This window comes from Anderseniella sp. Alg231-50, from assembly GCF_900149695.1.
Lineage (GTDB): Bacteria > Pseudomonadota > Alphaproteobacteria > Rhizobiales > Aestuariivirgaceae > Anderseniella.
This window is the reverse complement of sequence record NZ_LT703003.1, coordinates 1624958-1650072: the sequence shown is the minus strand read 5'-3', so window position 1 is coordinate 1650072 and position 25115 is coordinate 1624958. Positions and strand designations below refer to the sequence as shown.

Genomic DNA, 25115 nt, shown 5'->3' with positions numbered 1-25115 from the left:
CGGCTTCCATCAAGGCCTACTCGGCTGCCTTGAGAACGGCGTTGTCCGAGTACCATTTGTTGACCGCGCCATCACCGGCGGCACGGCCGGTTTCCGGCCGCACCCGGTCAGACAGATCAGCCGCTTTCTTCACGAAGTCCAGCGGACCGTCCCAGTCAAAATTACGGTAAATCGCACCCATCTGGTTAAAGCGCGGACTTTGCGCGAACATCTGGAAGGCAAGCCGGTGACCTGCATAATCCGAAGAAATCAGGTCGCGCGCGAAGGCCAGCAGCTTGCGCCGGTCTTCCGCCAGCCAGTCGTCGTTGAGCGTGTAGTATTTTTCCAGCCACGGCTTTGTTTCAGGCGCTTCGAACGCCGCCACATCCGGGGTTACGCAAATCTGGCCGCCGCACAGGTCACGGGTGGTGTTGATGGCCTCATAAAGGTTGGAACAGGCATGCACCCGGCCCGTCATCAGCAATGACTGATTCGGCATCATCAGGCCTGCCGGAGACCGTTCGCCGAGCGTAATGGCAGCGGTCAGGTGCGCGTTGATGGTCTCGCGGTACATGGCAATCTCGGCCAGCTTTTCCTGGACGGCGGGCTGTTTGTCGAGACCGGTCTGGCGCGTATTGTAAAGAGCCGCACCGATCAGCATGTCGGCAAACTTGAGATTGCGCTGTACGAAGGCAAACGCCGAATAGCGGTGCAGGGTCGCGCGAATGAAGGCTGCCGCCTTGGTGTGCCGATAGAACAGCACGTTTTCCCAGGGGATCAGCACATTATCGAAAATCACCAGTGTGTCGACTTCGTCGAACTTGTTGGCCAGCGGATAGTCGCGCGCATCGGCCCGGCCGGAAAACCCGGTCCGGCAGATGAATTTCAGGTTCGGTGATCCAAGGTCGCATATGAAGCCGACCGCATAATCGGAATAGGCGTCGTTGCCCCAGTTGGCGATGGTCGGCTTGGTGAAGGCCTGGTTGGCATAGGCAGCCGCCGTTTCATATTTGGCACCGCGAACAATAATGCCGGCATCGGTCTCCTTGACCACATGCAGCAGCATGTCGGGATCCTGGTCCTGCGGGGCCTTGGAACGGTCTCCTTTCGGGTCGGTGTTGGCCGACACATGGAACGGATCACGGGCCAGGACCGAGTGGATATGGGTTTCGATGTTCTTGGCCCATTGCGGGTCAATCTCAGACAGCACGTCCTGGCCATCGTACAAGGACCACATCTCGCCGACGGTTTCATCACCGACACGGGTTGCAATGCCGCCTATATCTTCCAGGATCGTGTCGGTGGCCCGGCGTTTGGCCCACCAGTCGTCCTGGGTATAGGGCAGTGCGTTGCCGATTGCCTGGCGCTCACCGTCCTTCTCGACGGTCATGATATCGCTGAAGGCCGCGTCGTGCTGCATGTCGTAGATGCGCGCCCTTACATCCACAATCGCCTTGAAGCTCGGATGAGAGGTGACGTCGGCAACCTTTTCGCCATCAATATACACCTCGCGGGTGTCGCGAATTGAGTCCTTGTACTGTTCGCCGGTGCGGATCATGGGCAATATCCTCTGTGGGTTTCGCAGGACAAAACTGTACCCGACTCACCGTCATGAGCCGACCAACCTCATCCCGCCAAGCTGGAACGGAGCATTATCTTGCCCATCAATCCAAGTTTGGCAAATTATTGTTTGTTGAGTTTTTGATTCAAAAAAACCGAATTCACGTTGAATTCGACAGTTTGTCGACGAGCGCCGCAGCAAACAGCCTCGACATGCTCCGCCGCCGGTCTTTGCGGCAGTCTGAGCAATGGTGTCTGCAAGCGATATTGTGTACCTAGGGAATCATCTCGGTAATCCAGTTTTGAGTCGCTTTTTCCACCGCCAGCACGGACCTTGTGATTTGACCCAGACAGCAGCAGCAATTCTCCGGGACGTGTTCGGATTTGATGGTTTCCGACCCGACCAGGAAGCCGTCATTGATCTGTTGTCTCGCGGTGAAAACGCCCTTGTGGTCATGCCCACCGGAGCCGGCAAGTCGCTGTGCTACCAGGTGCCGGCGCTGTTGCTGGATCGTCCCACCATTGTTGTGTCGCCGCTGATCGCGCTGATGGACAACCAGATTGCCGGCCTGCGCGTCAACGGTGTTGCGGCGGCTGCCATCCATTCAGGGCTGTCGCGCGCCCAGCAGGTCGAGAACTGGCGGGCTTTCGCATCTGGTGCCTGCCGGTTGCTTTACCTGTCGCCCGAACGCCTGATGACGGAGCGCATGCTGGAGGCAATCGAGAAACTTGACCCAGCCCTGATTGTTGTCGACGAAGCCCACTGCATTTCCAAATGGGGGGTGAGTTTCCGGCCCGAATACGAGCAGTTGTCGGTCTTGTGCGAGCGCTTTCCGAATGCCGCCATCGGCGCCTTTACCGCAACCGCAGACGATGCAACCCGCAAGGACATTGCACAGAAACTGTTTCGCGGCCGGGGAAAAATCCTGGTGCAGGGCTTCGACCGCCCCAACCTGACGCTGGCGGTTTCCTCCAAGCGCAACTGGAAAACGCAATTGCTGGAGTTTCTCGAGGACAAGAAGGATGCATCCGGCATTGTCTACTGCCTGTCGCGCAAGTTCTGTGAGGAGGTCGCCGAGTTCCTGAGCCAGGACGGGTTCAAGGCCATCGCCTATCACGCCGGGCAGGACGCCGACCTGCGGGTGGCCAACCAGAACAGGTTCATGAGCGAGGAAGCCGTCATCATGGTGGCCACCATCGCGTTCGGGATGGGTATCGACAAGCCCGATATCCGGTATGTATGCCACCTCAACCTGCCGGCTAATATGGAGTCCTATTATCAGGAGATCGGCCGCGCCGGCCGTGACGGCATGCCGGCCGAAACCCTGATGCTCTACGACCTGTCGGACATGCGGATGCGGCGGCAGTTTGTCGAGCAGGATGGTGAGGACGAGGCTCACAAGGTACGCGAGCACAAGCGCCTTGATGCGCTGCTGGCCTACTGCGAGGCTTCCCAGTGCCGACGCCAGGCGCTGCTGTCATACTTCGACGAACCTGCCAGTGCATGCGGCAACTGCGACAATTGCCTGCAGCCTCCCGAACTGGAGGATGGCACAGCCGATGCAAAGCTGCTGTTTACGGCCATCAGGCAGACCGGCCAGATGTTCGGCGGCGCCCACATCATTGATGTGCTGCGCGGTGCCGGGACCCAGAAGATTGCCGATCGCGCTCATGACGCGCTGGATTGCTATGGTGCGGGGTCAGGCCACTCCAAGGAATACTGGAATGCCTTTATCCGGCAAGCCGTTGCCGGCACGTATCTCACCATCAACATCCAGAAATACGGAGCGCTGCAATTGACGCGCCGCGCCGAAGACATTGCAGCAGGTGCCGGAAGGTTCTCCTTGCGCCGGATCGAAGCGCTCAAACCGGCGCGATCAAAAAAACCGGCCAAAGCCAAGGCCGGGGCGATAGAAGTGGCGGATGCGGACCGGGACCTGCTGACGTCGCTGAAGGCCCTGCGGCTCACCCTTGCCCAGGAACGCAAGGTGCCGGCCTTCGTCATACTGCACGATGCCACACTGAACGAAATCGCCCGGACCCGGCCCACGACGCTCGACCAGATGGCAACCATCGGCGGCATCGGGCCACGCAAGCTCGAACAGTTTGGCCAGGCCTTCATGGAGATCGTGACGACCCATTGACTGCACAGGTCAGCGGCACGTTCAGGGCGCTATGGGGTTCCTGCTGTCCGCCAGTATCTTGCCGCCTATGGCGACGAAGCAGACACCGGCTGCCCGCTCAATCCAGTGCTGGGCATTGCGGAAACGCGATATCACCGGGCGCGACGACATGAACACGGCAACGATGGTGTACCATGTCAGCGCACTTGCCATCACCAGACCTATCGTCACCATCATGCCCCACACGGGCATTGTGTCGGTGATCGCGGTGGCAAATACGCTGGTGAACAGAACGATTGCCTTGGGATTTGTGAGGGTAACAAGGAACCCGAAGACAAGCGGATTGCCGCCGTCTTTCACCACTGTGTCATCAATGGCGACAGCCACCGGCCTGGTCAGAATGAGTTTCAGTCCCAGATAGGCCAGGTACAGCCCGCCGCACACCCGGACCGCCCACGCCAGCCATTGGTATTCAAGCAGGATGGCGGACAGGCCGAGCAGGCTTAGGGCGGCATACAAGCCCAGTCCGATTGTCACGCCGACGGTTGTCAGCAGTCCGGCCGCGGTACCTCGCGATATGGACGAGCGCACGACCGCCACAAAATCAGGGCCCGGCAACATCAAGGCGGGAATGAAAATCGCAAACACGCCCACCAGTATTATCGTCCACTCCATCGATACGCCTTTCTGATTGCCAAAAGGTCAGCATGGATCATTTTTGCAGTAGGGGTAAAGTGCGGATGTACGCAGGCGGACAAATCGTATAGACAGGTTCACAATATGTGCATGCCAGACTGGTACAGCGTCGCCTGCAGTGTTCACGGCAGAATATCTTTTTGCGGAATGGGCACCGGCGGAATTCAAAACAAGAGACGCTGGAACAAATGTTTGCAGGGGCTGTAAACCCGCAGAGTCAGGGGGGACTGGGTCAATGAAGGTTATCAAGTCCAGCCAGTTGCTCGAAATCTTTTTCAACGCTCCTGGCGCGAAACCCTGGTCCGTCACGACGTGCATGATGATCGCCGGTGTGCTGGACATGATGAGCATGGGCGCAATCCTGCCGGCCATTGGACAGCTTGGCGGTGAAGGTGTCGCCAGTGATTCAAAACTCAACGAAATCATCACCGGACTTGTGACCTCGATAGGTATTTCGCCGACACTTACCAACTTCATCATGTTGGTCGCAGCCCTGCTGACTCTGAAATCCCTCATCTCCCTGACAGCCATGGGGTATGTCGCCTCGTCTGTGGCGCAGGTGCAGGCTGAAATCCGGCGCAGGCTGTTGTTCGGAGTCATGCGGGCGCGTTGGAACTACTTTGTTGACCTGCGCCCGGGTCACATCGCCAATTCAATCTCCGGGCAAACACTCCATGCAGGCGAAGCCTACTATGCCAGCGCCATGGTGATCGTATCCAGCATTAAGGCAATTGCCCTTATGCTGGCAGCCACGCTGGTATCAGGTTACATGGTGATCCTGACGATAATTGCCGCGATCATCATCTCAATCCCGATGTACAAGCTTATCATGTTCGCGCGCGAGAGCGGCAAACAGCAATGGGAACGCGCCGGTCTTTTGGGATCGAAAGTCCAGGATGCTGTAGGCAACATGAAGGCCATCAAATCGATGAACCGGAGCGACACGTTCTCGACCCTGTTCGACGGACTGGTCGGCGAACTGCGCAAAGCCTATTTCGCCCTGGTATTGTCCCGGCATGCGTTGGGTTACGGGCAGGACATCATGGTGGCAGTCAGTGTCACGGCGGGATTTTATGTCGGCACCCAGATTGTCAAGGTGCCGTTGTCCGACATGCTGGTTCTGGGCATCATCTACTATCAGGTCATCACCCTGGTTAAAAAAATCCAGGAACAGTTGCAGCAACAAGCCATCATGCAAACGGCATATTTCGGGCTGATGGAGATGATCGAGAAGGCAGAGGGCAATCAAGAGCGTGTTGCCGGCGGCAGCGCACCGGGTCTCACTCAGGGCTGCAGGTTCGAACAGGTAGATTTTGCCTATGACAACAAGGCCGTCCTCGAGCAGGTTGACATTGAGATTCCAGCCGGCGGAATTACCGTACTGCTTGGCCCGTCCGGCGCTGGCAAGACCACGATAATTGATCTGCTGACGGGACTGCTGACCCCGAACAATGGCACGATGACAATAGACGGCATTCCTCTCACGGATATTGACGTCAGCAAATGGCGCGACGATATCGGGTATGTACCGCAGGAACTAACCCTGCTGCATGGTACGGTCTATGACAATGTGACACTGGGCGATGACAGTATTCCGCGTGAAGATGTGTGGCAGGCGCTGAAGGCTGCCGGGGCGGACGGCTTTATTGGCGAGTTGCCAAAACAGCTGGACACGGAAGTCGGCAATATGGGCGCAAGGCTCTCCGGCGGCCAGCGCCAGCGCCTGTCACTGGCCCGCGCCCTGGCAAGCAAGCCGAAATTGCTGATTCTCGATGAAGTAACCAGTGCGCTGGACGAAGAGACGGAGGCCGAGATCTGCCGAAACATCACCGGTCTTGGCGGCGACTATACCATTGTAGCTATTACACACCGTCCGGCGTGGAAGGAAATTGCGTCGAAACTGTATCTGGTGAAAGAGGGACATGCAGAACTCGTGGAACCGCCTGTATCCGATGCAGCACAATAGCCTCGTGAACCGAGGTTGTTCTCGTTGTCCAAAAACATCCGTCGGCAAATCCGGGAGCAACAAACTCCTCGCCTCAGTTTGAGAATTAAAGTAAAGTACACGGAACATCTGGCACGTTAACATTCAATATATTTCGGGAAGTTGTGAGTATGAAGACTGCATTGGTTATGGGCGCAGGCGGGTTCATTGGAAGTCATCTGGTGACCCGCCTGAAAGAAGAGGGGTTTTGGGTTCGAGGCGTCGATAGAAAGTATCCCGAGTTCAGCCCTACAACAGCCGATGAATTCATGATCGCTGATCTCAGGCTGCCCGAGCAGGTCGACGCCTGCTTTGACAGGGATATCGATGAAGTCTACCAGCTCGCGGCCGAAATGGGCGGTGCCGGGTACATCTTCACCGGCGAGAACGATTTCGACATCATGTCGAACTCTGCACTGATAAACCTCAACACTGCCCGCTCAGCATCCCGCGGCAGTATCGGGCGGCTGTTCTACACATCGTCGGCCTGCGTCTACAATCAGGATACCCAGAACGATACGGAAAATTACACCTGCAGGGAGAGCACCGCATATCCCGCAAATCCCGACAGCGACTATGGTTGGGAAAAGCTGTTCTCGGAACGATTGTTCCAGGCGGTATCACGCAACAACAAGATACCGACCAGAATAGGTCGGCTTCACAATGTCTTCGGTCCGCAGGGCTCCTGGTGTTGCGGACGGGAAAAGGCACCGGCTGCAATCTGCAGGAAGGTCGCCGAAGCCGTTGATGGCGGTGAAATCGAAATGTGGGGTGACGGCAAGCAGGTGCGTTCATTCCTGTATGTTGATGAATGCCTTGACGGCATACTGCGTCTGATGCGCTCAGATTGTGAGCAACCGCTGAATATCGGATCGGATTTTCCGGTCAGCATTCGCGAACTTGCCGAAATGGTGATCAGCCTTTCAAACAAGCGCCTGACCATCAAGGCGATCCCCGGCCCGCAAGGCGTCCGCGCCCGCAGTTCAGACAATGATCTCATCGAGCAGCAACTGGGCTGGCGACCCACACAACCCCTGCAGGACGGCCTTGAAAAGACCTATGCCTGGATATCCGATCAGGTCCAGGCAACCATGCAGTCCAGGGCATCTGCGTAGGCACGACTTTTCAGTCCGTGATTACGTGTCTACTTACCGGCTGGCGGTGTATGCGAAATTTTCAAAATCCTTGGCAAATATGTCATTTACCAGCTGTCGCGTCGTGGCGTTGTAATACTGGTCCAACTTTGACTGGGCACCCGTAGCTGCGAAACCAACGTCCTTTTGCGACGGAAACTCTCTGTCGCAACCTATCTCTTTTAGAATTCGTGCTGCATCCACGGCCAGGTTTTCGAAGCGACCAATAAAGTCGAAACTGACCTCCGGTTGGTGCAGCAGCACGGATTGCGATGTCCAGTGTTCGTCTTGCGTGTAGACTGACCCCCCTTGCTGCAACCAACGCAAGAACACCTCGAAGTCGATTCGGGGAAACTGCCTTGCGCCCAGTTTCTTGCGTCTGAATGCATCAATGTCCCGAACCACTGTATGAAAATGGTCCTCAAACGGCGCCTCGATTCGGGGCGCTAACCGGCTTTCCACCTTGTTCAGATAAGCTGACAGGACGCGACTGTAGGGATCCCGCACCATCGCGTACTTGCGAATATTCGGGCACGACAGCAGATCGGCATCCGCGCCAGTCAGGTCCAGATAACGCAAACCTCCAGCAACCTTGTCGTGAACGAGTTTTTGGTTCAACCAGTCTTGATGCCCGGCCATGTAACGCAAGAGCGATTTCCAATTGGTGCACGCGACTTTGGGCACGTAGGCAAAGATGATTTCGCTATCTTCGTTGTAGATGAAATTTCTATGGATTATCGCCACCCTACCTAGAAATCCTTCCCACTCATTTCGACCTCTATATTCTGTGCAGACAACCGAATGGCCAATTCCGAAAAAGAACTCCATGTTGAACCCAGCAACAATGGTGCCCTGCCAAGCAGCAACGCATCAGCCAAGGCATACATAAGTTGCTCAGAGGAACGGTCATACAGCTCGCGCGGGAGAAACGCGACACGGCCCCCATATCGCTCCTGAAACTCGACATACGTTTCCAGCTGGTCTGCTGCAAGAAAGATGCGCTCCGCCTGCTTTTCACTTGCCAATCTATCAATGCGCTTCATGAAATTGGAAAAATGGCTTTTTTGCCTCCAGTGGCCAATTTTCTTGTGGCTGCGCTTGTTCCAGTTGTCGCTTGTTTCATACGCAAGGTGTTCGAAACCAGCACCGCCGGTCATGCGCACATGGGCGGCCACGTCATTTGGACTACGGACGCTCGACACAAGATCCAGAACAGCTTCCACAGGCTGCAAACGTTGCAGGAATACGTTTTCTGCTTCATCACTGGTGTAAGGTGAATTCAGCACATAGGCTGTTCGGGCATAAAAATCCGCACCTTCCCTCAGGCGTATGGGTTTATGTTTCCTGGCATTTGCCTCCAGTTCCATGTACGTCACAAAGTTCACTCCACGCGCAGCAGCTTCATCGGCAAAACTCCTGCCCATTACAGCCCCTTCATAGTCGTACAGGTCACCGAATTGACACTCACAGTGCGAATCGGACTCCCAGACTATGACCAGTTCCCGCTCAGTTGCCTCAGCAATGGCGGCACCGGATGCAATCGCCCTCAAACGGTTTCCAAGGCCATGTTGTGCATCAATGTACAGTTTCGGCCTGGGCACGCTGATAGATGGTTTGCCAAGCCTCGCGTTTGCGACTGTCGGCTGCAACCACCGCCACTGAAACTTGTGGTACAGCCAAGCCTTGACCGATTGTTTCGACAGAGTTTCGACAAACGCTTCCAGGTCGCTGAAACTGCCGGACATCAATGAAAAGAATGTGGTGCGGTCAGTGCTTGCCGAAAGTCCATGATTCCAGTTGACCATGTCCTTGAGCGCAAAGTAATCAGCCTCGTCCTTGACGGTTTGCGGAACTTCGTTGCCGCCGGCATCGAGCCGTTTCATCGTTTGATGACCATCTTGTTGGTCAACGACAGAAAAGCTGGCCATCTGGTGGTGCCGGGACCATGCTGGCATCAAAGCGGCAATGTAGTAATTGCGCCGGATTCCAAACTGCGGCGATTTGCGAATTAGTTCACCAACCGTCGCAACCTTATCGGCTTCATCGCTTTTGAAAACCTGTGACCTGGCTTCATCATCGTGAGGAAGGTGATGTATGGTGTCCGGATCAATGTCGCGTCGTTTTAGTCCATTTGCAGTCAAACGGTCGTACAGATCATCATCATCCCAACCATAGGCTGTGATGAACTCATTGAAACCGCCCGCATCTGCCAGATCCGATTTGCGGGTAAGAAAAAAGCCGTTTATGTGGGCCTGATCTTCCGGCACAATTCGCCAGTTTCCCGCCAGGAACTCACCTTTGCGCAGTTTGTTTGTCTGGAAGAAATCCGGGTTCAGCACAATATCGGCGTCAGCTTTCAATATGCATTCATGCGATGCGCAGCGAAATCCGGTATTGTAGGCGTAAGTCAGGATCCAGGATTTTTCTTCTTCGACACGGACAACCCTTATCCGCTCGTCAACGTCGATAAAGTCCTCGAGATCGCGTCTCAACGGAACATCCGACGACCAATCGACAATCACTATTTCACTGATGTCTTCATGCTTCAGCCAGCTTGACAGCGCTGTTTTCAGGTTGTCCGACCTGTTCCGGCAGCATGTGACCAGGCTGACCCCAGGTTCACCATCTCCGGTTAGGCTTTTCAGCGTTGTTTTTAACGGCCTCACCCAATTCGCTCCCGACTATGGCCACGTGGCGACGTCAGACATCCGGGCAAGACATGAAACTTGTCGGCACGGTGAAACCGATAAACAGGTTTCCCCGAAATTGTAACAGGTTCAACAAGCCGGGTTCTGCTACCTGTCGCCGGTCTTCGCAGGTTTGTCCGCGATCGCGCGGTGGAAGGGTCCGGCATGCAAGCGCAATGGAACTGCCCCCCCGTTGGCGGTGATGCATTTTCGTTCGGTTTGCGTTCAGAGCTGTCTGGCGACCGGACCGTGCTGTTGCGATCACTGGTCTGACCTGCTGCAAACCCTGCCTTGCACCAACAATCTGCCGCACAGACAACATCGACACGCCTAACTGCCACAGGTCACTCCCCCAAACACTTCTTGAGCATTATTCGGTATACAAACTTGTAAGTCGAGATAATTTGCTCACACTCTCAATAATTCAACCTTTTCAGCTTTGAATATGCCAAGAGCGATACAACAATCCGGGCAGGTTGAACTCCCACGAACCCACAAGCCTGTCAGGGTAGCGGTAATGCGAATTGTCATAGTCGTTTGTACCCACAATCAGCCTGACAATATGGTTGCAACTCTGGCGTCAGTGGGGCGCCTCACCGTGACATCATCAGTAGCTTGTAGTTTTACTGTCGTAAACAATGCTGCCGCAAACATGTGTTCAAGCGAACTTGAAGCGCATGTCAAAACACTGCCGACCAGCGTGCTGCATGAACCGACACCAGGCCTCTCGATCGCCCGCAACACAGGCGTCTCTCAAATTGACGCCGACTACGTGATCTTCACCGACGACGACGTGACGGTTCCGGCGGACTGGCTTGCCAGATACGCAGCGGCGTTCCGGCGTTATCCGGACGCCGTGTTTTTCGGGTCTGATGTTGTGCCCGTGTTTGCTGATGCGGATGCATCATGGGCCCGGGCGCTGTCCAGGTCGGCCGGAAGCTGCTTCGCCCGCTTCAGGGTCGGTGCGCGGGACCGGAAGATAGACACGCAGACCAATCCCAGGTTCTACCCGTTCGGCGCCAACATGGCATTCCGGCTTGATATGCTCAGGCAGTTCCGGTTTGACGAAAGCCTGGGCCGCCAGCCCGACGGCCTGGTGCTCAGTGGCGAGGAAACCAAGCTGATCGGTGAAATGGTTGCTGCCGGACACCGTGGCTACCTGATAGCGGACAACCCGGTCAACCACTGCATCGCGCCGTCCAGGCAGACCCTGGAGTATGTAAGGCGGTACTATTATGGCCAGGGCTGGCTGCAGGCTTCGATTGCCGTGAGGACACAGGGCTGGACCATGAAGGCCGACCGGGTGTTGTCACCGGTAGTTGCGTACCTGTTCCGGCAGGCCCAGACTGTCGCCGGCAACCTGCCCGGCAAGAACCTGCGCATATGGATTGAGCGCCAGCACGGCCATTTCAGCGGCCGGACCGCGGTGTTTCGCGATCTGCCGCGAACCTAGGTTTCAGCCAGCACGGCAATTTCAGCTGCATGGAAAACCTGAAATTTGCGCTGTGGATACAACGCCTTGCGTCCAGCAGAGCATCACTCCGGAAACCTGCTGGCTCTATCGACATCTTTCAGAGGAAAAATTGGTTGCGGGGGCAGGATTTGCTCAAGCTCCTAGCTGTCCGAAAATAAGAATAAAGGTGTAGATTTTCGGTTAATCTAACAATGTCTGAACTGTCACAAAGACGGGCAACAACTCTCGCAGAAGCTGGATGGTGTTAAAGTTTGATGCTACTCCACTTTGACAAGGCAACTCACCCGAGCCCGGCGTTCGGCGCTCTAAACCGTAAGAAGTTAGGGGGTCATTAAATGAAGGTACTCGTTTGTGGTGGCCGAGATTACGCGGATGCGCGGTTTCTTTTCGACCACTTGGATCGCGTGCATCGTCAAATTGGCATTGCCGAAATCATACATGTAGCCGCGCGAGGTGCCGACACTCTTGTTGGTAATTTGGAAGTGCAAGAAAGATTGCCGTACGCAAATTTCCTGCAGATTGGGAAACACATGGACGAGCTGCGGGGTCCATCAGAAACAAGCAGATGCTAGATGAAGGAAGGCCAGACCTGATAATCGCCTTTCCAGGTGGTCGAGGAACTGCGAACATGGTCCCAAAGGCAAAACAAGCTAACGTTACGGTTGAAGTGGTTCATGCAACCGGTGAAAGCGGCGAGAATTCAAATAAAGCCGGCTGGATTGAAGGCCATAGATTCGCTTGCTGATACCCTAGCCAACGGTATCCAGGTCTCCAAAACTGTAGCCGGACAGTTCAGAAACAACCGCTGAAACGCCTGAAATCACGGGTGCGGCTGAGTTTCGGAAAGCCAAATTTTTCCCATGGGCGCCACAAGCGCTCGTGCAGCCAGCTTATTGGATCGGGCCCAATTGCTCATAGGTTGGAAGGTCGAGGTTTTCAGCTAGCGAATTCCACCCATATGGGATTTTATTTTTGGCATATAGAGGGAACCGACAGCTATGCATCACCAGATGCTGAAGGCTTCAGATATATCGCGGGGTATAATCCGAATGGCGAGTCGCAAGTCGCCGTAATGCCAAGAAACAGTCTCAGCGAACGTACAAATTCGGCATTGCATGTTCGATTGATAGAAGATCAGATCGCGACGCAATTTGGACTGTAATAGCTACCCGCACTTAATCACGTAGCGCTAACTCGTGCCGTTGTTTCCCTGAGAACGAAGATCTTAAAATTTACGGGTGACTGGAATCAGACAATATTATTGAAAACAAATAATCATTGTAATATTTTTTGAGAAAATCACATACTCAATTTTCTTTGCTTTAGGAGTGTATTTCATATGTCACGATCACCAGATCTCAAATAAAAAATTTCATGCCACAATTTTGTAGCGTGGGATATTATTGTTTTTGTATGCATTGCGAACCTTTAGAACTAAAAAGGAGAAAATTGAAAAAATGAAGATTGACCTTGCAACTCTTGAACATGCGAAAGCCGACAACGTCAACGCAGAGCTTGCACACCTGTGGTCGCTACTTCGAAATGATGAAATCACTCGTGAAATCGCCCGTAAAGAGGGCATAGACCTCAGGTCGATTGACGAGATTGGCGATCTGCCATTCGCGGCGACACCCTTGCAGGACGGCAATCGCGCGGATGTCGTGACAACAATTCTTGTTGGCTTAGCGATCAGCTTTGGAACGGACGCCCTAACGGCGGCGGCTAAAGCCGCATGGGCACACATCCTCAAGCCTGAGATTGAGAAGAGGTTCGGAAAAAGCAAAGATTCCTGTGCCGAGGGCACCTGAGCACATGCCCACAGTTGCTTTTGATCCAACCAAACAGCTCGACCTTCCGGCGCGCAAGCTCTTGGCAGCGCGTCTTCTCCGCCTCGTTCATCACGCCAGTATGGAAGCCGAACGTAACGAGTTGAGCAAAGACGATAGGAACTATTTGGATACTGTGAACAATCAAATCGCCGCCACGGTCGAAGAAGACGACGAGACCGACGATTTTTGGAGTCTGCACTCCTTTCTAGAGAAATTTGGGCGCCGCGTTAACAGATTTACAAAGCCCTACAATCATTCGCATATTGTTCGCACTCGAGCTGCCATGATTGGGGAGTTTCGACGCTTCGACTGCGAATCGTGTGGAAATCGGGACGTGATCTGCAAAAACGGGCCTGGTGATAGGTTACTCTTCGGCCACCCAGAGGGTGCACGTTGCCTGCTATTTCTTGCCGAAATGATGAAGATCTTCGTGGATCTCGCCGATGAGCAGTATCGAATGATCGCCGGTGATCGCGCGCCTAAAACTGTCGTGCCCGATATCTCTCTTGAGACACATCGAAAAATTCGCTCGGACGGCACACTGCCCATAGATGGTGAGTTCGTGCAGCCGCCGAACAACGGTAGCGCAGTTGTTCGCGTCTTTTGGCCCATGAACGAGGAGCTCGACCAAGCGATCCTTTCGCTACCCTACCTGGTTTTTCATGAGGTTTTTGTTCACGGGGCACAAGGCGCAGCGCGCAGTGGAGTTCGCTTTTCTGTGGAACCGGACTGCGCGTTCACTGAGGGGACGGTTGATGCAGTGGCCTGCGGGGTTCTCCTCGACAAAGTTCTGCCAAATGATCAAAATTTGCCGGAGGTATTGAGGCCCCTTGCCGAAGGTTTCTATCGCGAGTGCAAAAACTATCACCACGAGCGATTCGATCCACCCGATCCAAAAACCGACGAACCCGGCGACGACATCCGCCGCGCCCGTGCGCGTGGCAGGGATATTGTTGAACGCTTAATGAAGGGTATTGCCGTAAAGGCCAAGAAAGATGACCAATGGGCGCAGCGTGTTGTCTTGTTGCTGAATCTCTATCTTGATGCGCCTTCTCGAATGGAGCTCTACCAGTTGTTCAACCGTGTAAAAGGGCGTTCAGCCATGCATTTGGTCCTTGCTGATCCCTTGAATCAGTTCACACATGACCACGATGCAGACGCCTTAATGGCCCGTTTGCGGTGTTTTGTTAATAATAAAAATGCAAATGACTTAAAAATAATTGACTTTTGATGCAAGTGAATTTATAAATTATGTGTGGGCAGATTTATATGTGAATTGTGAGACGCGTTATGAGCGGTGAAAAATTTAAAATAATAGCGGGAATGCTAGCTCTGCAGCGCTTCACCGGCGCTGAATTGGCTGAAGCATCAGGCGTTAATCCACACACAGTCAACTCGTGGCTTCGACGCAAGGCGCGTGATGGAAAGTTCATATGCGAGGAAAGCAGGCAAGCGATAAAAAAGGGGCGGCCACGAATTGTCTGGAAAGTGCGTGAAGAACATTTGGAAATGTTGCGCGATGAGATCGCGATCCTCAGCGCAATGCCGCACACTCAAAGGGAAGCCTCCACACAAGAAGAAGCCGCCGCCGCATTCGAGGATAACGAGATAAGGGACGGCATCCGCTATCATTTAAAGCGGGCGGCCAAGGCGGAAGATGCTAGCGAACGGGAACGCGAACTGAAAAAGGCATCACTGTGGTATCGGCACGAGAAGGAGCGTTTGCTGGACTGGATCAACATGGGTTTTAACTGCCCCGACGACATTCGGGAGGATATGATTGAGCTTCGCCAAGTGTTGCAGGGTCTAAGCGTGAATGTTGACAAGCTGGGGCTTGACCACAAATTCAGGCGAGCTGAAGGTTTTGCCAAGTGACTCGACGCTGCCATTAACAATTGGTTCACTGCTGAATATCCATCTAGCGAGGCATTTGCGCCTCTAAGTGTCGAACTTACAGAGGGTGGTGATCGGCGCTTATGTTTTGTCCGAAATCTTCTCATTTTGTTGGAAACCGCTGAGAACGTAGCGACCTTGCCGCGCGATCAGCTGCTTTGCGCGCTTCTGATTGTCATACCTCGGCTGAGGGAGCCCGAGGCATTTCAGTCGATCTGCGATGTTTTCGACGAGATTGGTTATGACGCTTTGGCAGCGGCCATCGAATATCGCATGGCCAATACACGCGACGCGAAACGCCAGAAAGCGTTCATCTATCAGGCTTTGGCAGGGCTAAATCAGTATCCCGCTCTGTTGCGAAACCACAGAATTGGGTCTTGGGTCGACAGCCTTTTCACCCATCGATTGTATTCGCCGTTGCACATCGTGCCGCTGCTAGGTTGCCTTGAGCATCGACCCCACTCCGATCCTGAACGAATTTCCACTGAGAAGATCTCCGATTTGAAGCATGCCAAAGACCTCATTGCAACAAACGATGAGAGCTGGCAGCGGGCAATTGATGGGTTCGAACACGCTACCGAGGCCATCAAAACTGATACCGACAAGCTGATTGAGCGGGCAACTATGTTCTCCCGAGTTAGTGAAGAAAGTGCGCATGGCGATCCCGTCGGATGGTTTTCCGCAATGTTTGTACCTTCATTGAGAGCAGCGTGAACCAGCAACACGAACTTGCGGAAGCGCCCGCTTCGGATCCTCATAAGGAGGAACAGGTGCGACAGCGCACAGGGCGATATCTGAGCGGCGCGATCGACCTTCAAAATTCCATTCATTTCAATCGAGAAGACCACATTTTCGCTAACGAACGACATGGCGAGATTCGATACATATTTGATGCCAACGTGGTTAGGTTCTTTTTGAATCCGTTCCGACCTGAGGAGTATGGAAAAGTCGCGCCTTTTGATCGGAACGAACATGAGACATTGCAAGCCCTAGCGGCTGTAACAGCCGAATATCTCATGTCGCGAGAGCTACCTGGTCAATGGGGCGCAGCGCCGCTCATCTCCGAGGGACACGCTCACGAAGTGGCAGCCCGCGGGCGGGCGTTGGGAGATCGGACGCGCGCCGCGTTCGAGAACGATCGCGAGGAGCAGTTGGAGCAGTTTGTCGCCAAGCTGATCGCAGGTGCGAAGAATGTTCGGCGGCTTCGCACGGCAATTGATGAAGTCGCGCAGCCGCTTGCAGGACTAGGCGATCTGCTAAAAGACGAAACCTTCGAGGTTAGCGAATTCGCTCGCATGATCAACGAGAACCTGGTGCGCCCAATGCATCTTGACCCGTTGGCGATGCCAGCCGTCTTGAAGGTACCAGAGCAGGACATGGACGAAATCATGTTTTGGTTGAAACTGCACCGAAATGAAGCGGACCCGACCGATCCGCACAGGTTGAAATCGATCAGACGTGACGCTGAAACGCTGAGCCAGGTCGTTAGATTGAATGAGGCAACCGCAGAGTACAGAAATCGACACAGAACGCTTCGGGAGATTCGATATGTTTTAGTAACGGCCGACAAGAACATCTTCAACGGCGCAATTGATTGGTTAAACAGGGAGGCCAAGGGCAGGTTAGATTTTTTTCCGGTGCGGCGTCTTGGACAGTTTATTCCATATCTAAATATGGTTGACACACCGAACCCAATCAAACCGGAGCAAGTTTTCAAAGATATCCGTGCTACGGTTGCGGCCTTTCTGTCAACTGTGGGAGGCACGTCAAATGCGCCGCCTCCACGTCCTCTCCCTGCCTGGGACCGCAAACTTACTGGCGATACAAACTCCCCTTTCCACGAGCAGATGAGCCATTTTGCAGCCCGGATGTTCGAGCATGCGACTAAGGATGACAACTATCGCATGACGATCGATGAGCTAAACAATTTGTGGTTTCAGCTTTGTCGCGAAACAGTGTTCGTTAATGCGCGGCTCCTTGGCCGCAGAATCAACGCGTTCACATCGCTTTCAACATTCCTAACTGAAGCGCGAGATATCCGCGCTGCAGTGCTTGATATCATTGAGCGCACAGTCGCGAGCGTCGATCGTGCCCATGTCAAGTTCAGTATTCAACACCACCTGGCGGCAATGATCAGAGATTTCGAGGCGCGCGAAGGAGCCCCTGCGCCGCGTCGCGGTATGGCCGTACCTATTACCCGGTTTAGAGATTTGATCGAAGCGCCCCTATCCGAATTTCTAACCGGGCTGGTGAACAATCCCAATAGCATCGAAATGAGCGAACTTCTAAAGAGGATTGAAAAATGCGAAGCCCATAGGGCATTTTATTTTTCGGCTGCCGTAGCTTTCTGGGCATCGCGTTGGGAGAATGCTCAATTTTTCATCGAGCGGGCACTGGAAACATTTCCGCAAGGCAGCGACTCAACGCAGAAGCACGAGAAACCTGATCTGGAGTATTTTTCGGCCGTTGTGAACCGGTACGTTGCAGCAGATCTAAATGTCAAGGGAGCTGAGCGGATTAATGCACTCTGCAACCTCATTGAGCCGGCTCGGAATCTACTTTCTCACGCCCAGAATGCCCGCGTCCCGTTTCTAATCTGCCGTGCTGAGATGGAGCAATGTCTTGTTCATATCCACATTGCTTATTGTAGGCATATTGTCGATGACGAAGTGGACGAAGCTGCGGCCCAGCAGGACTTTCGCCGAGCAAAAGAACACATAATACGTTCATTCGAAGCATTGGTGGATCTTCGTGGAAATCTCGATCCTGATGTGGAGCGGCTGTTGATGATAGAAGCAATGGTAGCTGTGTCAGCATGCCTATTTTATGGCCTATTCTATGTTGAAGAACTCCCCGACGACGAGTTCGACGACTTGCGCCCTTTCACTGCAAATGTGGAAGTGCTCTTTGAAAATACAGGTGATATGCTCCCCAAGATTTACAGACTCGTACCTGATCTTCTCAAAATTGTGTTCACTGAATCTCCAACCGAGAAGAGAGATATCTTCAAAAAGGTCATTGGTAAGATGAACACCTTTACCGGTGAGAGTGAACATACAACCCGCATGGACAATCAAGGCATAGTGGTATTTCAGCGCAAACTCCGCGATTTCGTCAAACGGTCTGAGTTCTCTGTCCGTCCTTCGTTTCATCTGGACTAGGCGATCCAATCCATCCTAATCGAACGGTTGTAAGTAATAATGACGAGAGCGTTGGGACCTGCACCTGAGGGGCAACACAATCTCGCATCGGTATCCGCTAATATAAGACTCATTCAACTGGCGCCGCTGTAGAATTTCGGCACTGCAGACAGTACTCAGCATCTACGAGATTCTTTAACCTATCGCAATTGTTGGTTTTTTGGAAGATCGGCGTACTTATTGGTAGTGCGAGGGTTTGCTTTGGACATATACCTTGAATCAGTTAAACGCAATGAAGCGACTTCTAGAGGTTAAATTGAGCCACAACATCGAAGATGAACTTAGATTTTCACGTGAGCCAGATTTGGCAAATCTTGCACCATCTGCAATTTAGAAAATCCGTTCGATTTCGATCGGTGCTTTAATTCAATCAGCATAATATTCTTTACTTGCAATTCATCGAGGCAGATAGATAATAATTATGATCATATATATTGAATAGATATTTTTGTTTTAAATTTGCGTCAAGTGCCGTCTACGAAGCCAACACGCGATTTGAAGGGAGAAATCATAATGGATAGACAAGACGTCCACCAACTTGGACCAGGGTGGAACAGCACAATGCACCATTTTGCCATGGCAATGGGCGCACTCGATCAACTCGAGGTTTCTAATCGCAACAGTTGGCGGTTTCTCGCGGGAGTTCATGGATGTGATGCTGATAGTTGGGTCAGTGCCGGGGTGGTTTCAAGCGCGGACGAAATTCCGAACGAGATCAAACGCACCGACGGGCCCTATGGCCGCCAGTGCCAGCACGGCAGTTGGCACTTTCTTTCCTGGCATCGGGGCTATCTCTTCGCCTTTGAAGCGATTGTTGCCGCCAAGGTCCGGGAATTGACTGGGGAGGACTGGGCCCTGCCCTATTGGAACTATCTCGACGAGGAGAATCCAAACGCGCGCAAAGTGCCTGACGCCCTGTTGGCACCTTTGCAGCCGGATGGAACACCCAACCCGCTGATTAGGTATCGGAATACGAGTGTAAATGAATTGCCCAGTCCGCCAACGGGAGGCATCAATCTCGAGGCTATGACTGAGGATGACTTTCTTGTTGGAGGTGACGGAACTATCGGTTTTGGAGGATACATCGTCGACGGGTTCGCACATTTTGATCGCTGGCCCGGAGATTTGGAGTTTAACCCTCACAACACCGTGCACCGACAGATTGGTGGCGCTATGGCAGACCCGAATTTTGCGGCGCTCGACCCGATTTTCTGGATGCACCATTGCAACATTGACCGCCTCTGGGAGGCGTGGATGCAGACACCAGGTAAAACGATGGTGAGCGATCCACGCTGGCTTGAGGGGCCCTTTGATCGCACGTTCTTGATGCCAAAGGTGGGCGGGGATGATCCCGGTGAGTCATTTGTGGCGCGTGACACGTTAGCAGGGGGAAAATTCCATCCGAGTTATGATAATCTAACACGAGGAACAGGAGTTACTCCGGGAGTAGTCGACGTGGCACGTGTGAACATGGGTCCGGCATCGCGGCAGAAAGTCGACCCTATTGGCGACAACGGTGCAGAACTGACGCTCGCCGACGCATCGGTTGGGACCCAAGTATCGCTTAACCCTGCAGCAACCCGCGACGCTGTCAGAACAATGGGCGCTGCCCAACCCGGAGAAGATGTGTCTCGGGTCTATGTGGCGCTTGAGGGCGTCCGCGGGAAAGACCCATCCCCTGCAATTGGCGTCTATCTGGGCTTGGGTGAAGACGAGAAGCCTGAAGATCATCCTGAGGCATTTGCCGGCGAGTTGGTGTTCTTTGGGCTGAATGTCGCCAGCGATCCTGAGGGTGTCGAGGCTGGTAACGGCTTAAGTGGCCGGCTTGATGTTACAGATTTGGTTCAGCGGCTGCAGGCTGGCGGTGGGCTTGATAGTGATAGAGTCTCGGTCAAACTATTGCGCGAGGCCGGTGACAACGACCCGCAGCCAATCCAAATTCGAGCAGTGGTATTCTACCGACGTTCCGGCGTCGTAGGGTAAACACGCCTTGCTACGCGCGACGTTTTCTATAAGCAGCACGAGGCTGGCGCTTGCTTGCGCCAGCATCTCGGCGTTTGTTGTCTGGGTTAATGAAGATGGTGCAACACGTCTTGCCGTCCTTTGTTCCGACGCGTCCGCTTATGGTCCGTTTCTAAGAGATCCGGTTGGTGTATTCGCGTGGATTGTGCAGACGATGTCCCCCAGCGCCCTGCTTCTCAATTGGATGCTTATGCTAGGAGTGATGATGCCAATCTTGATCATCGCTCCGGTCCGATATGTCTGGCGTGCGTCTGCACCGCATCGACGCTTCATCCACGCGCTGCTGTTCGTGCTCGGGTATGGCGCGATGTGGGTGGCAACCGCACCCCTTTTCCTCGCACTTGCACTAGCCATCCGCGCGGCATTTCAAATGGACTATCCAGTCCTGATGGCTCTCGTCATCGCCCTTCTTTGGAGCGCATCACCCTTACAAAGACGAACGCTTAACGCGGCCCACCGCGCCCCTAGGCTTGCTCTTACCGGCTTGCGTGGGGCGCGCGACTGCTTTTCCTTCGGGGTTTGCCATTCAGTACTCTGTGTGACCACGTGTTGGGCCTGGATGCTTGTACCCATGATGGTCGCACCAGGCACGCCGCATATCGTGACGATGGTGTTAGTCGGTGCCGTTCTAGTTACTGAACGGGTGGCACCCACTGCCCCGGCTCTTTGGCGCGCTCCTGAAGTCCTTGCCGTCTCTCCTTGGTTGCGCAGCTTTTCTATCCTACGCTTTGGGGTGCGTTATGGGTAGGCGCGTATGTCTTTCTATCGGCGTCGGGTTCGTGAAACCGATTGGCCCAACATCGGCCAAATTTGCTTACCTGGACGGCGCGATCATCTCCGCACAGGCAATTGGACAATGGGCACTGAAATCCGGTTTTGGGGACGATAACGTACGAATTCTATCTGATGACAAAGGTGGCGTCGTGACCGGTGACGCAATCGCTCAAGCTGTTGCCGAACTCTTTCCGGCCGGAGCCGAACAGGTCGACCATATGATCCTTGCTTTCTGCGGCCATGGGCTCACAGACGACCAGGTGGGAGCCGTGTCATGGCTTATGACGGACACGTTCGAAAACAAATACCGCATCAAAGCGGACGCGTTCTACGACGAAATCATGCGCCACGGAATCGAGCGCTTGACAGTGATTTCAGATGCGTGCCGGGAGGCGCCTGTTGACTTTGACATGACGCGTTGGGAGGGACGTCGCGGGATCGCGGTCCATGGCGAAAAAGTTGATTTCCCCAAGATTGACCTTCTGATGTCCTGTCAGGATGGGATGCTTGGCTACATGGTTGGCGACCCGACCACAGCGCTTCCCGGTAAATGCGTGTTCTCCGGTGTTGTCAGCGATGTGCTGTGGGGGCGCGAACCCGACGCAATTAAAGATGGCGAAATCACCGTCGCAGGCTTTGGGAGTTATGTGCGCAAGCGAACTCACCAGCGCGCTAAGGGCTATAAGCTAGATCTACGCCCGGAAGTCAGTGTCGATCCTGAAACAGCCATCATTTACGACGCAGATAGCCCGCCGGAGGGACTCCCTCCGCATCATCCATGGCCCGATGTTGCGACGGCTACGAACTTGGGACCGGAGGATGGGACGCGCGGGCGAGAGCCCCGTGACGCGGTAAGAGGACTCGTGGAGAACGATCAGTTCAGGCGTGCGATGGAGCGTGTTGGATCTGACGCGATCAATTCCATTTCCCCGACCCTTGAAGGTATTGAGCTGATTCCGGAGCCCATTCAGAACACGATTCGTGAAATCGTAGACCTCAAAACCGCGCAGCCTGATGGTCCACTTTTAGATGACACAGCCAAGACACGCGAGGCTCACATCCAACATCGCGTTAGCCAACTAGAAACGGCCGCCTATCAAATGGAACGGCAATCCGAAGCGACTCGCATGCGCCGCTCGTTGAGTCAGGTCGACACAACCAGTGCAGGTTTGAACCTTCACATCATGGATCCAAAAGCCCGGATCTGGTCGCTCGGTGAAGAGGTTACAATGGACGACGGTACGCGGGCACGTGCGAGTTTTTCCGTGCCGCCGAACCCGTCAGGCCGTCCTCTCCTCATCGAATTCAGTGATGGGTACTTTGCGCCGTTCGTGCCTTACGAACAGAGTGTTGCTGTGGTGCGACGCGATGAACAGGGACGTGTTTTCCAGGTCTACGGATCGCGCGCCGATCAGGAAGCCTTCCGAACCACGCTGGAGATGATCTCGAAATACGCTGAGGGCAAACTTGGTCCGGAAGACCTGCAAAGCGTAGGGGCGATATTGCGCTCCGGCAAGAGCGCGGACCCCACACGGGGTGTGCTATCGGCATATCTCTATCAAGTTCTGGCAGATACGGCTTCTGTCCAGCGCACAGCGTTTTTCTACGCGCAAGTGGGGCAACCTGTTCCCTACGACATCGTGCTGCTGGGCGACATGGCCGTCACCGACGACGGAACGGGTCAACTAAGCGTCGAAATTCCTGCGGTCCGCGCTCGACCCGATCATGGGCAATCTGAATTGCCTGATTATGTGACCCAGGCAACCAATGCGACGACAGCAGCCGTTGGGGGGCGTTGCCCGTGGATTGGCTTGGGATGGGACTATGTCAACCTTGTCAGAGAGATTGCGCAACCGCTTATATCGGATCTTGAAGAGATAAGTCGACGGGTGCGTCGCGACGGCTTCACATTGCTTACCCGAGAGGATGGACGTCGTTTGGCTGATGTGTGGGGCCTTTCAAGTCCTCAAGAATGAAGATGCATTGCGGATAACGAAGTAAATTTTGCTTCAACAATAGATAGGGATGGATTTGCAACATGGGCACAATTAGGACGGTTGGCGTAGTGGTATTTGACGGAATCGAGCGATTGGATTTCGAGGGTCCACTGGGTGTCCTGGGATGGGCTGCAAGACACTCTAGGGATCCCACCACGGTGTTGCTGATGTCCAAAGATGGTCAACCGGTGAAAGATCATTTAGCCGGCACAACGATCGAGGCTGAGGGAAGCCTGGTCGACTCCCACAGGTTCGACTTGCTGGTGGTCCCTGGGGGAGATTCACGCCAATTCGCAGACGACGAAGAGCTGATCGCCGGGGTGGGCAAGCAAGGCGCAGACAGCCGAATTGTGGCGAGCGTTTGTACAGGCGCATTCCTTGTGGCTGGAGCGGGCCTTGCAAATGGCAAGTCAATCGCGACACATTGGATGGCACACGCAGGGTTTGAGACCAGATATCCAAATGTCCACCTGGCCAAAGACAAACGCTACATCCGTGATGGCAACCTTTGGTCTTCGGCGGGTATTTCTGCCGGAATCGACATGACGCTCAACTTGGTCACAGCTGAATACGGCGAGATCGTTTCAAAGAAGTGTCAAGGACTACTCGAATATTTCCCGAAGCCACCGTGGACGCGCGAAGAGGTGCGCAAAGCACTACAAGATTGAGCTGCACAAACAACCTATTTATAGAATTTTGACTTGAATTCAGGTCTATGCAATGTGAATTTGGCCACCTAGAATCGTGTGTTTTGCGTGTTCGGTTTGGCCTATGGCGACCTACACATCCGTCTGTGCAAAATTGTGCAAGGTTTGGGTAAGTCCAAGAGGCCGCGAATCTGCAGTCAAGCTTAGCGCTTATTTCATTGGAATTATTGGTTGCGGGGGCAGGATTTGAACCTGCGACCTTCAGGTTATGAGCCTGACGAGCTACCGGGCTGCTCCACCCCGCGCCAACAAATCGAAAGCGAGGGCACCAGCCCTCGCTTCTTGAGAAGTATGTAGCAATTCGGTGACCGGAATGAAAGGGGAAAATGTCACAAAATCAGCACCGCCAGGCACAATGTCTCCCGGCGATGCCTAAGCCCCTGTTCAGGTTTCCTTGACGACCCTCAGTTGCGGCCTGATCCGTTCGCCGGATGCCGATACTGGCGGCTGTGGCGGGTGAACGCCGCCTCTGGCATTCAACGCCTGGGCATTCTTTATGGACCGCACCAGCCCCAGCAACAGATCCTCTGCTGCATCGGACAAATGGGCATGTTCGGGAGTTTCCAGCAGTGAAGACTGTATTTCCAGCATCAGTCCCACGATCGCATCTGGACTCAATGTCACGGCGGACGAACCGGTCGGAATCAAGCCAATTTCTGTTGCAGTGTCTTCAGCCATAATCGTACGCACCCCCGATCTGCCTTGAAATCTTATTTTTCTCACAATTCAGGCTGACATGCCATCCAAGCTGCTTCTGTGAGAAATGTCACACAAGGCCATATATATTCCGCATTCGTCTGTTTCCCAAACACAGGTTCTGGCAACGCAAAACCGCTCCGGCCCATGACAGGTCGAAGCGGTTTCGAGAAAATTGTGAAAGAAGGGAACTGCACATGCTCCTGTTTCAGGAGCCACTTCATGTTTTTTGCAGGCCTGGCAGCGACCTACTCTCCCGTGCCTTAAGACAAAGTACCATTGGCGCAGAGGCGGTTAACGACCGAGTTCGGAATGGGATCGGGTGGGGTCACCTCGCTATAACCACCAGGCCGGCAAAAAA

19 protein-coding genes, 1 tRNA gene and 1 rRNA gene are annotated in these 25115 nt (G+C 54.0%); 14 read left to right on the top strand and 7 right to left on the bottom strand.

Annotated features, from left to right (window positions below):
- Nucleotides 1-16: 16 nt before the first annotated feature.
- Nucleotides 17-1537, bottom strand: coding sequence for a 4-hydroxyphenylacetate 3-hydroxylase N-terminal domain-containing protein (locus tag DHN55_RS07725; protein ID WP_108880731.1), 1521 nt, complete (start codon nt 1535-1537; stop codon nt 17-19).
- A gap of 343 nt (nt 1538-1880) precedes the next feature.
- Between DHN55_RS07725 and recQ the strand changes: the two genes are divergently transcribed.
- Complete coding sequence (gene recQ, locus DHN55_RS07720; RefSeq protein WP_337660039.1) at nt 1881-3683, top strand: DNA helicase RecQ; 1803 nt, start codon at nt 1881-1883, stop codon at nt 3681-3683.
- A gap of 21 nt (nt 3684-3704) precedes the next feature.
- On the opposite strand, the gene DHN55_RS07715 is transcribed toward recQ, so the two are convergent.
- On the bottom strand, nt 3705-4337 hold the full coding sequence (locus DHN55_RS07715; protein ID WP_108880729.1) for a LysE family transporter: 633 nt from the start codon (nt 4335-4337) through the stop codon (nt 3705-3707).
- 256 nt (nt 4338-4593) lie between these two features.
- Here DHN55_RS07715 and DHN55_RS07710 point away from each other — a divergent pair, with 256 nt between their 5' ends.
- Entirely contained in the window at nt 4594-6324 is a 1731-nt protein-coding gene (locus tag DHN55_RS07710; RefSeq protein ID WP_108880728.1) for an ATP-binding cassette domain-containing protein, read from the top strand.
- Nucleotides 6325-6473: 149 nt separating this feature from the next.
- Nucleotides 6474-7457: an NAD-dependent epimerase/dehydratase family protein gene (locus DHN55_RS07705; protein ID WP_108880727.1), complete on the top strand. Its 984-nt coding sequence runs from the start codon at nt 6474-6476 to the stop codon at nt 7455-7457.
- 33 nt (nt 7458-7490) lie between these two features.
- On the opposite strand, the gene DHN55_RS07700 is transcribed toward DHN55_RS07705, so the two are convergent.
- Nucleotides 7491-8219 (bottom strand): sulfotransferase family protein, encoded by a 729-nt coding sequence (locus DHN55_RS07700; protein WP_337660038.1) that lies wholly within the window; start codon nt 8217-8219, stop codon nt 7491-7493.
- 5 nt (nt 8220-8224) lie between these two features.
- Nucleotides 8225-10141: a glycosyltransferase gene (locus DHN55_RS07695; RefSeq protein WP_108880726.1), complete on the bottom strand. Its 1917-nt coding sequence runs from the start codon at nt 10139-10141 to the stop codon at nt 8225-8227.
- Nucleotides 10142-10607: 466 nt separating this feature from the next.
- Here DHN55_RS07695 and DHN55_RS07690 point away from each other — a divergent pair, with 466 nt between their 5' ends.
- The 11 genes from DHN55_RS07690 (at nt 10608) to DHN55_RS07635 (ending at nt 24019) form a co-directional block, all read left to right on the top strand.
- Complete coding sequence (locus DHN55_RS07690) at nt 10608-11615, top strand: glycosyltransferase (RefSeq protein WP_108880725.1); 1008 nt, start codon at nt 10608-10610, stop codon at nt 11613-11615.
- 356 nt (nt 11616-11971) lie between these two features.
- Nucleotides 11972-12208 carry a DUF2493 domain-containing protein gene (locus tag DHN55_RS22605; RefSeq protein ID WP_108880724.1) on the top strand — a complete coding sequence of 79 codons (237 nt, stop codon included), beginning with the start codon at nt 11972-11974 and terminating at the stop codon, nt 12206-12208.
- An 885-nt stretch (nt 12209-13093) separates the two neighbouring features.
- Nucleotides 13094-13444, top strand: coding sequence for a hypothetical protein (locus DHN55_RS07675; RefSeq protein ID WP_108880722.1), 351 nt, complete (start codon nt 13094-13096; stop codon nt 13442-13444).
- 4 nt (nt 13445-13448) lie between these two features.
- Nucleotides 13449-14696: a hypothetical protein gene (locus DHN55_RS07670; RefSeq protein WP_337660037.1), complete on the top strand. Its 1248-nt coding sequence runs from the start codon at nt 13449-13451 to the stop codon at nt 14694-14696.
- Between the two features lie 59 nt (nt 14697-14755).
- Nucleotides 14756-15340, top strand: coding sequence for a hypothetical protein (locus DHN55_RS07665; RefSeq protein ID WP_108880720.1), 585 nt, complete (start codon nt 14756-14758; stop codon nt 15338-15340).
- A 126-nt stretch (nt 15341-15466) separates the two neighbouring features.
- Nucleotides 15467-16072 (top strand): hypothetical protein, encoded by a 606-nt coding sequence (locus DHN55_RS07660; RefSeq protein WP_337660036.1) that lies wholly within the window; start codon nt 15467-15469, stop codon nt 16070-16072.
- Entirely contained in the window at nt 16069-18519 is a 2451-nt protein-coding gene (locus DHN55_RS07655; RefSeq protein ID WP_108880718.1) for a hypothetical protein, read from the top strand. Before DHN55_RS07660 ends, DHN55_RS07655 begins: the two co-directional genes overlap by 4 nt.
- 552 nt (nt 18520-19071) lie before the next feature.
- Nucleotides 19072-20541, top strand: a complete 1470-nt coding sequence (locus DHN55_RS07650; RefSeq protein WP_337660035.1) for a tyrosinase family protein — start codon at nt 19072-19074, stop codon at nt 20539-20541.
- 193 nt (nt 20542-20734) lie between these two features.
- Entirely contained in the window at nt 20735-21328 is a 594-nt protein-coding gene (locus DHN55_RS22600; RefSeq protein ID WP_443111126.1) for a copper chaperone, read from the top strand.
- A gap of 31 nt (nt 21329-21359) precedes the next feature.
- Nucleotides 21360-23330: a hypothetical protein gene (locus DHN55_RS07640; protein ID WP_337660034.1), complete on the top strand. Its 1971-nt coding sequence runs from the start codon at nt 21360-21362 to the stop codon at nt 23328-23330.
- Between the two features lie 62 nt (nt 23331-23392).
- Entirely contained in the window at nt 23393-24019 is a 627-nt protein-coding gene (locus tag DHN55_RS07635) for a DJ-1/PfpI family protein (RefSeq protein ID WP_108880715.1), read from the top strand.
- Nucleotides 24020-24226: 207 nt separating this feature from the next.
- On the opposite strand, the gene DHN55_RS07630 is transcribed toward DHN55_RS07635, so the two are convergent.
- The 3 genes from DHN55_RS07630 to rrf all read right to left on the bottom strand — a co-directional run bounded on the left by DHN55_RS07630 (nt 24227) and on the right by rrf (nt 25104).
- Nucleotides 24227-24303 (bottom strand) — tRNA-Met (locus DHN55_RS07630).
- A gap of 139 nt (nt 24304-24442) precedes the next feature.
- Nucleotides 24443-24736 carry a hypothetical protein gene (locus DHN55_RS07625; RefSeq protein WP_108880714.1) on the bottom strand — a complete coding sequence of 98 codons (294 nt, stop codon included), beginning with the start codon at nt 24734-24736 and terminating at the stop codon, nt 24443-24445.
- Nucleotides 24737-24989: 253 nt separating this feature from the next.
- Nucleotides 24990-25104, bottom strand: a 5S ribosomal RNA gene (gene rrf / locus DHN55_RS07620).
- Between the last annotated feature and the right edge of the window lie 11 nt (nt 25105-25115).